This is a genomic window from Acinetobacter rongchengensis, assembly GCF_003611475.1.
Classification (GTDB): Bacteria; Pseudomonadota; Gammaproteobacteria; order Pseudomonadales; family Moraxellaceae; genus Acinetobacter; species Acinetobacter rongchengensis.
On record NZ_RAXT01000032.1, the window covers coordinates 1 to 11,738 of the forward strand.

An 11,738-nucleotide genomic window follows, 5' to 3' on the forward strand; every position below is an offset into this window, starting at 1 on the left:
TGAATGTTGACTATAAGTAAATAATATGACTCTAAAAATTATAATATTATAAATCAATTATTTAAATTAATATTATTAACCATAAGCCCTTGACCTTGTGCTTCAGCAATTAAACGTTCTGCTGATTCACGATTTTTTCTTAGACCAGGCATACGAAATTCAGTATGACCATAGTCATGAATTCTTGTCCAACGTCCACCCCAGGTTAGACCAACTGATTCAGCAACAACGCCATAAAGTTGATAGCCTTTCCAAGCCCATGGGTCTCGTTCAGAAATGACAACCTTTCCATCTCTTTTAAAAGCAACATCAGCAGCTAAACCAAACTGATGATAACTTTGGTAGGCCTTAGCCAAGGTAGTAGCTGTATTACCAGATAATCGTGTTTGACGTTCAGGGCTACGATAACCTTCTAAAAGTATCATTTCATAACCGTGTCGTTCTTTCATGATTTTAAAAACCATAAGTAAACGTTGTTTATAACTCGGATGCATTTTGTCCCATTTACGATCAATCATCACTGTATCAAAACTACTCCGTTGATCTCCAAATTCTTCATGGTCAATACTTGATGGACTAATCGTTGGAAATTGATGATTTTGATTGGAACCTTCTCTTTCCAATATTTGAGCTTGAACAATTGCAGCATCAATTAAGCTGTCTTCTACTGCAGGTGGTGGGCTCAAAACTTCACCATTGAGTAAAGAATATATTTGCGGATCAGTCTTTCTTAAATATTCTGCTTCAATCTGAGTAGGGTCGACTGGACGTGTAATAGCAAAAACTAAAATACTTGAAAGTAAAAAAAAACCTGCAATTAAAATCCACCATTGTTGTAAATGCCAATGGGTTTGAGTTTGTTTTGCTGAAGCTGCTTGATTCATTTGTTCGGCAAAATTTCGTGCGGAAACCAATTTCTTTTTACTTTGGGGAAGGAGTGATTTAGAGTAATTTAAAGCTTTATTTCTAAGTTCATAAGACATTAAAAAAGCTAAACAAAATGCCAAAAAAGTAAAGCATAAAATGATTAAAAAAATCATGGCTTATTTTCTATTGGTCGACGATCAATTGAAACTTTAACAGAACCAATGGGACCTACATCTTCAATCTCTTTGCTGGTAGTAGTGGTTTGCTTTTCTTCAGCTTTTGTAGGCACTGTCTTTATTTTTGCTTCAATAGCCTTTTCTTTTGCAATTGATTTAATAACAGGAGGCTGAGTTTTTGTATTTTTCTTTTCAGATACATCCATTTGCTCGAAAGGTGATGTTGTGTTTAAGCTATGATTAGCTTGGTTTTTATTTTCATGTTTAAAAAGGTTTTTTAGATCCTTTTCATTAACATGCTGCCTATACGTAATCGAATCATCATCTTCGTGGCTTGGCTCAGAAGGAAAACTATTTACTTTTTCTGAGTCATTTTGATGAAGAATTTCGGATGAATTTTCCTCAACTTTGATTGTTTGATTGGTGTTAAAGAATATTAAGAAGAAAATAGAAGAAACAATGAAACCAATAAATAAACCGAGCAAAAAAACAATTGATTTACTTAGAGGTTTTTTAGCTGATTTATTTTGTAATATACGGATCGAGTTCTGTTTTTCTTGAGTCATAATTTTACCTGATTAAGGCAAGTGAATTGTAATATGAGCCTGCTCGGCTGGGGTAGTAATGACATTATTAAATTTTGCCAAAGATGAGTTTTGATTTTTATCCAATAATATTTTTAAACCTGAAAATGTAAGTAAGGCGAAAAGTAATAAGAAAAATAAAATCCAACTAAAAGGCAGTTCTTTGTGAATGATATTCTTAATTTGGTCAGGTAAAGCCGAAAAGGGAGAAAATGCAGTTTTCTTTCCTTTGAGAAAATCAATTTCATCGCCAATACGTGCAACGAGATGATTTAAACTTTCAAGCGATTCAATGCGATATTTACCTTGAAACCCAAGTAATAAGCAGTAATGATAAACTTCTAAAGAAGCCAATCGTTCTTTTCCACGACTACGTATTTTTTCTAAAAACTCAAAAAATCGATAGCCTGCTAATTGTGAACCAAAGATACTTAATTGTAATGGGCTAATTAACCACTGATTTTGAAGGTTAAAAAAAGAAGAGTCTTGCTGTGTAACAATTGTTTCATCGAGTAAAGCACAATATGCATATTTTGCATCATGTATATCTTCGGCAGAAAACTGAAGCTTTTTGGCTTGATTCTCAAAGCGATTGAGCAAATCTAAAATTTTTTCTTTAAAGTTTTCAGCATTATCTGGAACATATTGGTTTTTTAATAAGAAAACGATATAAAAGCCGTCATGTAAAAGATCCACTAAATTAGTCGTCTGATTAACTTTCGACTGTTGTGGTAAAGAACCTATTCCAATTTGTCCATCATCAAACAGTGATGGGGCGATATTATTTTGACTCATTTCTTATTCTCTAATTTATCCGTTCATTACAGCAATTAGTTCGATACTGATATCTTGGAAACCAGCGGGAATATAAATACAAATTGTTTCTGAATCGAGCATACGTTGGTACATTTCGTGGTGGGGTTCTATTTCAAAATAACTTACCCCTGAACGTACAGGAATTGCAGTTGGAATTTGCACCAAATGATGAATTGGAATGGCCGGTAAAGCAGCGACAACGCGTTGTTCTACATCCACCGTATTTCCAACTTTAAAACGAAGCGGAACAATTTGAATGAGCTCGTGTGTTTGCATCATGCTACTTGAAACAGCAATATACAGACGAGTTTCCTTGGTAATTTTGTCTGTTTCCAAACTTCCAACCCAATAGGATGGACGAATTTCTTTCAGTGTAATACTGATATAACGACTGGAAATTATCGTGTCTAATAATTCTCTTAGTATTTTATCTAGCTGGCTAAAACTATTTTGAAGATTATGATGCTGATATTGCGGTAAATTTTCTACATCATAAGCGGTTGAAAACGTCAGCAAAGAGCCTGTTAAACGTAATAATTCAAAAAACAATTTTTCTGGATGAATTTGAGGATTCTGTAATAAGTGATTCAATGTCGCATGAGCTGTATTTAATGCATTGACTAACCAAAAAGATACAATATCACCAGAACGGAATTCGATAAGTTTTTGCTCATTTTCACGATTATTTGATTGAATGGTCTGAATTTTCGCTCGAATAACGTTCAATGTTCGTTTGAGATTGGCAAGCAATGTTTCATTGGATTGAATATGCAGGATCGGTGGAATAAATTTTGAATCAATTTCAAAGTGACCAGAACTTAGTCGTCTAATCTTACCAATGTTTAAATATAAAAAACCATTTAAATCCTGATTAGGCTCAGTTTGAGTATCAAACAGCTTAAACTCGGTACAACGCTTTAGCAGTGTAATTTCTGTTGGCGTCGCATCTGTATAGAGGTCATGTATTTCGTTAAGATAAGAATGATAGCGAGTCGGTTGCTTAACCTGATCATCTGAAATATTTTTTCGGTTGGGTTGCAAAATAGGTAATGCTAAGTAAATGAGCATTTCACCCCGTAAATTTAATTCATCCAATAAAATGGGATTGGGAAGTAAATCTTTTGCTGGAGCTTGGTAGATTTCACCATCTTGCCAAATCATATCAATTTGTTCTAATGCCAAAATATGTGTGCTCAGCTGCGTTTCATCGAAGCGTATACTTTTAATACCGTATGGATAAGGAACAGTTGAACGAATTGTATGATTTAATCGTTGTTCTTGATAAGTATCTTGTAGTTGGAAGTGTTGCGGTCTTAAAAATAAGCCTTCACCCCAAAGTACTTTTTCTGCTTTAAACATTAATGGTTACCATTCTGAAGATTCATTACTTTGATTTGACCCCAATAATTCTTGAATAGATTCAAGGGGATTTTCATTTTTAATCACTTGAGCAAGCCATTCATGTAACGGCATCTGACTCCATTTAATCGTTTTCTGTAGCATATAACTTACGGGGCTATGTGGCTCATTGGTTTGAAAATAGTCAGCGATGTCTTGTAAAACTTGCATCGCTTGTTCACGATTTTGCAAATGGTTTTGCTGTTGCGGTTGAAAAGATGTTGTTGGAGTAATATTCGATGGATTTGTACTTGGAACGATAGGGGGAGACGGTGGAGTAGTTATTTGTGTATTTGAGACACTCAAATTTGTACTAAATGAATCTGCTTTATAAATTTTTTTAAGATTTATTTGAATATCTTCAAGTTGGGAATCTATGGCTGCGAAGCTAGGTGCTTCAAGTTCCATCAGTGAGTCTAGAACTTGCTTGATAATATTCCATTGCTCCAGTATGTCTTTAAAATACTGGAAATTTTGATACTGAAAATCCCGAGATGTATTGAATAAAGCTTGATTGAATTGCTCTAATTCTAAAGAGGCTTCAACGCTTTCATTATCCTCGGCTTGTTTACGTCGGTTGTTTTGTATATGTAAAAGTTTTTCATACTGAGCTAAAGAATAAAAAGGTTGAATATTAATTAAAGGGACACTTTTGATCAGCTTTGGAAGTTGTGAGGTAAAACCTTGTAATAAACCTAAACGTTGGTCGAGGTCATCATCTTCAATTTCAGGATGAATTTTTAACCAAAATTGTTCTAACATTTTATGGCATAATTCAAGCCCTTTTAATAAACCTTCGAAGCCATAAACATTAGACCAAGCTTCAGTTAACCATGTTAATAACCGAATATCTTTAGTTTTCTTCATGAGTAATTGTACTGATTCTTCAGCAATAAACGACCAATCAGCTTGTTTATGCTCAGAAACCCAATCTCCCTGATCTAAGAGAGGATCATCATGAATTCTCGCTTTCTTAATTTCATGAAATTCTGTAGAAAATGATAAATCTTCACCACAAGGAGAGTCTTTTGAAATTGGTTCAAGTAAAGCTTCTAAATTTATATCCATTTTAATACTCATTGAAAATATTTATGCTTCCACAGCTTTTGATTTCTTTGCTGTTTTTTTCTTTATTTGCTTAGGCACTGGATCCAAAAGATAAGTGATTTGATCATCTTTTACATCAATCTGAATAATTTTTGGTAGCTTTTGTTCAGCTAATGCAACCAATATTTCAGTGGCTAGGGCTGGAAGAACAGAGGAATTTAAAATATTGTCAATATTACGTGCACCACTATCAACTTCAATACAACGACTCAATATAAGTTCAATTAAATCATCACCATAAATAACGTCAGTTTCATATTGATGCTTTAATCGGTCGGTGATTTTTCTTAATTTATGGTCAATAATTTGAACCAAAAGATCATCGTGCAAAGGGAAATATGGAACGATTCGCATACGACCAAGAAATGCAGGTTTAAATTGTTTATATAAGCTAGGTTTGAGTTGTTCAATCAGTTGTTCTGCAGTTGGCCATTCATCTACAGGTTGGTTAATACAAGCTTGCATAATGGTTGTGGAACCAGTATTTGAAGTAAGCAAAATGGTTGTATTTTTAAAGTCTATGATGCGTCCTTCGCCATCTTCCAGCATCCCTCTATCAAAAACTTGATAGAATAACTCTTGAACATCACTGTGAGCTTTTTCAATTTCATCCAATAAAACAACACTATATGGATTACGACGAACAGCTTCAGTCAACACACCACCTTGCCCATAGCCGACATATCCTGGAGGTGCTCCTTTAAGGGATGAAACCGTATGTGCCTCTTGGTATTCAGACATATTGATTGTAATTAAATGCGACTCTCCACCATAGAGTTCATTGGCAAGGGCTAGCGCTGTTTCTGTTTTACCGACCCCACTTGGGCCAACTAACATGAATACGCCCTGAGGCTTATTGGGATCTTCTAAACGTGCTTTTGCTGTTTTAATACCTTGAACCAATTGATGTAATGCATAGTCTTGCCCCATTACACGTTGTTCAAGTTTATCTTCTAAACTTAAAACTTGTTTAATTTCATCATGAACCATTTTGCCGACTGGGATACCAGTCCAATCGGAGATAATTTCATTGATAATTTGTGCATTTACTCGTTCAAAAACTAAAGCATCTTGATTTTGAAGTGAAATTAATTGGTCTCGAAGGCTGTGGATTTCTGCTTTTATTGATTGCTCATGGGCATTTTCAAGATTTTCAAGACCTTGGATTTTTTGCACTAAAGCGAGTTCTATTTGCCACTGTTGTTCGGTGTTTTTAATATCTTGATTCAGGGCTTCTAAAGATAAATTTAATTGCTCTAAACGATCTGTATGAATCGGATTGTAACGTTGTTCGTTTTCTAAAATATTGAGTTCTAAAATTAAATTATGTTGCTGCGCTTTGAGTTGATCTAGTTTTACCGGTTGGGCATTCTGCGTGAGCGCGACTCGTGCTGCAGCGGTGTCTAAAACACTAATCGCTTTGTCAGGGAGTTGGCGTCCACTAATATAGCGGTGAGAAGCGTGAACAGCTGTAATAATTGCTTCATCATCGATACGTAAATTGAAATGATTTTCCATGACTGGAATCATGGCACGAAGCATATCAATCGCAACTTTTTCAGTTGGTTCTTCAACTTTGACCACTTGGAAACGACGGCTTAAAGCAGCATCTTTTTCAAAATATTGTTTATATTCAGCCCAAGTCGTTGCTGCGATTGTACGCAATTCGCCACGAGCGAGCGCTGGTTTTAAAAGATTTGCTGCATCATTTTGCCCAGCTTGTCCTCCTGCGCCAATCATAGTATGTGCTTCATCTATAAAGAGAATAATCGGGTGAGCGGATTGCTGTACTTCCTGAATGACCTGTTTTAAACGGTTTTCAAATTCTCCTTTGACGCTCGCTCCAGCTTGCAATAATCCCATATCAAGTGAATGAATTTGCACATTTTTTAAAGCATCAGGAACCTGATTTTGAGAAATTTTTAAAGCTAATCCTTCTACTACAGCTGTCTTTCCGACCCCTGGTTCACCAGTCAAAATAGGATTGTTTTGACGACGGCGCATTAAAATATCGAGCATTAAACGAATCTCATACTCACGACCGATGACAGGATCGATTCCACCATCTAAAGCTTTTTTTGTTAGGTTAATCGTAAATTGATCAAGAGCAGGTGTTTTTTGCACAACAGAAGCTAGACCATCTACAGGATTTAAATTTTGACTTAAATCAGGATCGACATAGCTATCTACAGGTGGAATATTTTCAGAACTTTTACTACAAATATCGAGGAACTTATGTTTCATCGTATCGATAGGAAATAGATCAAATAGATTTGATGCACGGATAGCAATTTGATAAAGATCTGAGGAGATTAATAGAGCAACCAATAAATGACCACTTCGAATGAGCGGAATTTTTTCTGCTGAGGCTAACAACCATGATTGTTCGAGTAATCGGACAATAGATTTTGAAAAAATGGGAGTTCGGGTATTTCCTTTAGGAAGTTGGGAAATACATTCGAGTAAATTTGATAAGAGTGCATCTTTGGAGATATTGTATTTATTAAGTAAAATTTCAATATCATTAATAGGTTGCTGTTCTAACAGTTTGACAAAAAAATGTTCAATCTCAATTTCAAAATTGTGATGGTTTACACACAAATTGGCAGATTGTTCTAAGGCAGTCCGGCAAGGAATGGATAATTTCTTAATTAAAACCTTTAAATCTGTCATCTTTAATCTCACGGTAATATGTGTTTAATCACATATGCTTTAATTTGTATTTAAAATTAATGTATTTAAATCAAATGTTTATTTGTTTTGTTAAAATATATATTAAATATTTTACATAAAAAAAAAGATTTGTGAAGATTGATGTTGTTTAGTTTTGATAAATAAAAAAAATATCTATATAAATTAATGAATTATGGTGGTTTTTAAAAATCCTACTTGACAGTGTTTTGGTTTTTTAGTCTTATTATTAAAATTTTCTAAATTATATAACAGTTAAGATTTTTGAAATTAAACTTAATCTATCAAAAAAGCGTAGCTATATTCAGAAAAGTGAATCAAGAAAATATTGAGGTTGGATTTTGAAAAAGTTAATTTTATGTGGTTTCGTTTTCATGGCATCGGTTACTGGTTTGACCCATGCTGGAGATGAAATAAAGCTTAAAAAATCATGTTTAAAGGACTATCCAGAAGTGGTTGGTGAGTCTAATCCTGAGCTTTTATCCATTTATTCACAGCTATGTGATAAAAAAAATAAAGATAATAAGAACAGTATTCTTATTTTAGCAGCACAGAAATTTCAACAAATGGGTAAAAGTAACAAAGCAATGCAAATTGTGAGTTATTTGGAAACACAGAATATACAAAGTAATGAGCTGACAGATGTGAAGTTTTTGTCTGGTGTTAGTCTGGCTCATGATGCATTGAATAAAATGAGAAATAACGAAATGCGTTATTTGTCAGAGGATGGTACTTATCCTGTTGCAAAGAGCCTTTCGGATGCAATCAAACAAGCAGCTCCATCCAGTGTTTTGGTTGAGAAACAACAAGAAGTGAATACAACGAATGTAAAAACGAGCAAATCAACTCGGCCTGTTCGATCAGCTCGTCCGACAAAAACCGTACGTAAAGCTAAAGTAGCAACACCTACTACAAAATCGACAGCACCGGTTAAGCCTAAACCAACGACGAATTCAGCCAATCAGAATCCGTTTGGAAAATTATAAAGAACTATAAATTCAACTCATATTGGTCAAGGATAAAAAATGTCAAAACGTGAAAGTGTACAAAAGAAATTACAACGAATCAGACCACCGCGGGTTCAACTTACCTATGATGTTGAAATTGGTGATGGTAAAGAAGTCAAAGAATTACCCTTTGTTGTTGGGGTGTTAGGTGATTTTTCTGCCGCATCTGAATTAGAAAAAACCAAGCTTAAAGATAAAAAATTTGTCAATGTGGATCTTGATAACATTGATGAAGTTATGGAGTCTTTATCTCCTCGGGCTGCGTATCAAGTTGAAAATACATTGACTGAAGACGGTGGATATATGTCTGTCGATCTAACTTTCAAAGCAATGGAAGATTTCAGACCTGAACAAGTTGTGCAGCAGGTAGAGCCTTTGAAAAAGCTAGTTGAAGCACGTGGGCGTTTAACCGATTTAAGAAATAAAATTTCAAATAGTGAACGTTTGGAAGATTTGTTAGATGAGGTACTACAAAATACGGATCAAATACGTAAATTAAGTGCTGAGGTGGGGTCTGAAAATGAATAATTTACAAGCCAATGCAACCCCTAATCTTGTTGCTGAAGAAGTGAATCTACTTGATTCAATTGTTGAACGCAGTCGAATAGCAAGAAATGATGAAGAACATGCCCGAGCTAGAAACTTAATTGGCGAATTGGCAAAAGAAGTGATGGCTGGAACAATTACTGTTTCAGAAAATATGTCTTTGTCTATTGATAAGCGGATTGCAGAAATAGATGCTTTGATTTCGACTCAATTGAGTAAAATCATGCATCATGAACAATTTCAAAAAATTGAATCGACTTGGCGTGGCTTACATTATTTTTGTCAGGAGTCTCCATCCAATCCTTTAATTAAAATTCGTATGTTAAATACAACGAAAAAAGAGTTGGTGAAAGATTTCCAAGGAGCGACTGATTTCGATCAAAGCACCTTGTTTAAGAAAATTTATGAAGAAGAGTATGGTTCTTTTGGTGGTGCACCATATGCAACTTTGATTGGTGATTTCGAGTTTGATCGTACACCATCTGATATGTACCTTTTAGAACAAATTTCACATGTTGCAGCTGCTTCACATGCACCTTTTATTTCTGCGGCAAGCAGTAATATGTTGGGACTAGAGTCTTTTACAGATATTGATCGTCCTCGTGATGTTTCTAAAGTATTTGAAACTGCAGAATATGCTCAATGGCGCTCATTCCGTGAAAGTGATGATGCTCGTTATGTGGCTTTGACTATGCCACGTGTATTGGGACGTTTGCCTTATGATCCTAAAGAGGGTTGGTCAACTGAAGGTTTTAACTTTGTCGAAGAAGTTTCGGGTGAAAACCATGATGAATATCTATGGATGAATGCTGCTTATGCCTTTGGAACACGTTTAACCAATGCTTTTGATATGCACGGTTGGTGTGCTGCAATTCGTGGTGTAGAAGGTGGTGGCATGGTTGAAGGTTTACCAGTCCATACATTTAAGACCAATGATGGTGAAGTTGTGTTTAAGTGCCCAACAGAAATTGCCATTACAGATCGTCGTGAAAAAGAGCTTAGTGATTTAGGTTTTATTCCTCTAGTTCATTGTAAAAATACAGATTATGCTGCTTTTTTTGGTGCGCAATCTACGCAAAAACCAAAAAAATATGACAGTGATAGTGCAAATGCAAACTCATCATTGTCAAGTCAGATTCAATATATTATGGCTGTTTCTCGTATCGCTCATTACCTAAAAGCAATGATGCGAGATAAAGTTGGAAGTTTTGCTTCAGCTGGGAATGTAGAAGTATTCCTCAATGAGTGGTTATCTCAGTATGTACTACTTGATGATGGCGCTTCTCAAGAAGCTAAAGCACAGTATCCACTTCGTGAAGCTTCTGTCAAAGTTGTAGAAAATCCTGCTGAGCCAGGGCACTACAAGTCTGTGGTTTTTTTAAGACCGCATTTCCAGCTGGATGAGTTGTCGGTTTCATTGCGACTCGTTACTGAGTTGCCTCAGTCCTCAAATTAAAATAGAGAACAGCTAAATAATAACTTTAAAAAAATAGGGTAATTCCAATGAAAGATATATATGTTCACTTCCAAGGTAAATATAAAGTTGATGGTGAGTCTCGCGACTCTGAGCACAAGAATTGGCTAGAAGTTAATTCTTGGTCTCATAACATCCGTCAACCTAAGTCTGCAACTTCTTCAAGTGTTGGTGGTCATACTGCTGAACGTGTTGAGCATTCGGATATGGTTTTTGTTAAAGATTTGGATGCAACGAGTCCAAAACTTTGGGAAGCATGCTCAGCGGGTTATACATTTGATGAAGTACAAATTGATTTTTATCGTGCTAATGGCGATAAACGTATCAAATATTTACAAATCAAGTTGAAGCATGTTTTGGTTTCAAGTGTAACTCCAGTGGTCAATGAAGAAGGTGTACCAACGGAAGCATTTGGTTTGAAATATGCTGCAGTTGAGTGGACTTACAACCAACAAGATATTAATGGTTCTGCTAAAGGTGCCGTTACTAAGAAATGGTCTCTTTCAAATAATACTGCATCTTACGCTGCATAATTATTTGCTGAGATGGATAGAGACGATTACGTCTCTATCCTTTTTAAATAATTAGAACTTAATTTATGAATTTAGATCAACTTTACCCCTATGGATTTCGATCTACACTGTTTGATCGTCTAATTGTTGAAGATGATAAAGGTCTTTCAATTCATGAATTGAGGGAATCAATAGCTCGAGATTTAGAAGACTTACTGAATACACGTATCGCTAAACTTGATTTAGATATTGATGAATATGCTTTGGCAAAACAGTCGATTGTGCAATTCGGAATCATTGATTTTGTTGGTTTATCTACTGCTAATCCGACCGATCGTCAAACTATTTGTCAGTCTATAGAGCAGTCCATCGTTTCACATGAACCACGCTTAAAACAAATAAAAGTTGAGATGCAGTTGGATGAACTCAATGTTGGCTCTTTGTCTTTAAGTATCCAAGCTTTTTTTAACATCCACCCACTTTATGAACCTGTAATTTTTGATGCCTTACTTAAGCCAACGACACAGCAATATGTCATTTCTGCGCGATCTTAAAATAAA

At 35.2% G+C, this 11,738-nt stretch carries 11 protein-coding genes; 5 read left to right on the forward strand and 6 right to left on the reverse strand.

Annotation, left to right across the window (positions count from 1 at the left end; genetic code table 11):
• Positions 1–53: 53 nt before the first annotated feature.
• The 6 genes from D7V20_RS12980 to tssH are packed head-to-tail and all read right to left on the reverse strand — an operon-like array spanning position 54 to position 7,621.
• Positions 54–1,040 carry a M15 family metallopeptidase gene (locus D7V20_RS12980; protein ID WP_120384622.1) on the reverse strand — a complete coding sequence of 329 codons (987 nt, stop codon included), beginning with the start codon at positions 1,038–1,040 and terminating at the stop codon, positions 54–56.
• Complete coding sequence (locus D7V20_RS12985; protein WP_120384623.1) at positions 1,037–1,609, reverse strand: hypothetical protein; 573 nt, start codon at positions 1,607–1,609, stop codon at positions 1,037–1,039. Before D7V20_RS12985 ends, D7V20_RS12980 begins: the two co-directional genes overlap by 4 nt.
• A 12-nt stretch (positions 1,610–1,621) precedes the next feature.
• Positions 1,622–2,422 (reverse strand): type IVB secretion system protein IcmH/DotU, encoded by an 801-nt coding sequence (gene icmH, locus D7V20_RS12990; protein ID WP_120384624.1) that lies wholly within the window; start codon positions 2,420–2,422, stop codon positions 1,622–1,624.
• Positions 2,423–2,437: 15 nt separating this feature from the next.
• The gene (gene tssK / locus D7V20_RS12995) at positions 2,438–3,802 is read right to left on the reverse strand and encodes a type VI secretion system baseplate subunit TssK (RefSeq protein WP_120384625.1); all 1,365 of its coding nucleotides are present in this window, start codon (positions 3,800–3,802) and stop codon (positions 2,438–2,440) included.
• A 6-nt stretch (positions 3,803–3,808) separates the two neighbouring features.
• On the reverse strand, positions 3,809–4,909 hold the full coding sequence (tssA, locus tag D7V20_RS13000; protein WP_120384626.1) for a type VI secretion system protein TssA: 1,101 nt from the start codon (positions 4,907–4,909) through the stop codon (positions 3,809–3,811).
• Between the two features lie 21 nt (positions 4,910–4,930).
• A complete protein-coding gene (tssH, locus tag D7V20_RS13005; protein WP_120384627.1) occupies positions 4,931–7,621 on the reverse strand; it encodes a type VI secretion system ATPase TssH in 2,691 nt (896 codons plus the stop codon).
• Between the two features lie 392 nt (positions 7,622–8,013).
• On the opposite strand from tssH, the gene D7V20_RS13010 reads away from it, so the two are divergent.
• The 5 genes from D7V20_RS13010 to tssE all read left to right on the forward strand — a co-directional run bounded on the left by D7V20_RS13010 (position 8,014) and on the right by tssE (position 11,732).
• A complete protein-coding gene (locus tag D7V20_RS13010; RefSeq protein ID WP_120384654.1) occupies positions 8,014–8,625 on the forward strand; it encodes a DUF3676 domain-containing protein in 612 nt (203 codons plus the stop codon).
• Between the two features lie 39 nt (positions 8,626–8,664).
• Positions 8,665–9,174 carry a type VI secretion system contractile sheath small subunit gene (gene tssB / locus D7V20_RS13015; protein WP_120384628.1) on the forward strand — a complete coding sequence of 170 codons (510 nt, stop codon included), beginning with the start codon at positions 8,665–8,667 and terminating at the stop codon, positions 9,172–9,174.
• Positions 9,167–10,648, forward strand: a complete 1,482-nt coding sequence (gene tssC / locus D7V20_RS13020; RefSeq protein ID WP_120384629.1) for a type VI secretion system contractile sheath large subunit — start codon at positions 9,167–9,169, stop codon at positions 10,646–10,648. The genes tssB and tssC overlap by 8 nt, the downstream gene beginning before the upstream one ends.
• Positions 10,649–10,695: 47 nt before the next feature.
• Positions 10,696–11,199 carry an Hcp family type VI secretion system effector gene (locus D7V20_RS13025; protein ID WP_089606293.1) on the forward strand — a complete coding sequence of 168 codons (504 nt, stop codon included), beginning with the start codon at positions 10,696–10,698 and terminating at the stop codon, positions 11,197–11,199.
• Positions 11,200–11,264: 65 nt separating this feature from the next.
• The gene (tssE, locus tag D7V20_RS13030) at positions 11,265–11,732 is read left to right on the forward strand and encodes a type VI secretion system baseplate subunit TssE (RefSeq protein ID WP_120384630.1); all 468 of its coding nucleotides are present in this window, start codon (positions 11,265–11,267) and stop codon (positions 11,730–11,732) included.
• The last annotated feature ends 6 nt before the right edge of the window (positions 11,733–11,738 follow it).

Excerpts from the sequence above, each read along its gene's own strand:
- D7V20_RS12980 (WP_120384622.1), bottom strand. The coding sequence starts at position 1,040 with ATGATTTTTTTAATCATTTTATGCTTTACTTTTTTGGCATTTTGTTTA.
- D7V20_RS12985 (WP_120384623.1), bottom strand. The coding sequence starts at position 1,609 with ATGACTCAAGAAAAACAGAACTCGATCCGTATATTACAAAATAAATCA.
- icmH (WP_120384624.1), bottom strand. The coding sequence starts at position 2,422 with ATGAGTCAAAATAATATCGCCCCATCACTGTTTGATGATGGACAAATT.
- tssK (WP_120384625.1), bottom strand. The coding sequence starts at position 3,802 with ATGTTTAAAGCAGAAAAAGTACTTTGGGGTGAAGGCTTATTTTTAAGA.
- tssA (WP_120384626.1), bottom strand. The coding sequence starts at position 4,909 with ATGGATATAAATTTAGAAGCTTTACTTGAACCAATTTCAAAAGACTCT.
- tssH (WP_120384627.1), bottom strand. The coding sequence starts at position 7,621 with ATGACAGATTTAAAGGTTTTAATTAAGAAATTATCCATTCCTTGCCGG.
- D7V20_RS13010 (WP_120384654.1), top strand. The coding sequence starts at position 8,014 with ATGGCATCGGTTACTGGTTTGACCCATGCTGGAGATGAAATAAAGCTT.
- tssB (WP_120384628.1), top strand. The coding sequence starts at position 8,665 with ATGTCAAAACGTGAAAGTGTACAAAAGAAATTACAACGAATCAGACCA.
- tssC (WP_120384629.1), top strand. The coding sequence starts at position 9,167 with ATGAATAATTTACAAGCCAATGCAACCCCTAATCTTGTTGCTGAAGAA.
- D7V20_RS13025 (WP_089606293.1), top strand. The coding sequence starts at position 10,696 with ATGAAAGATATATATGTTCACTTCCAAGGTAAATATAAAGTTGATGGT.
- tssE (WP_120384630.1), top strand. The coding sequence starts at position 11,265 with ATGAATTTAGATCAACTTTACCCCTATGGATTTCGATCTACACTGTTT.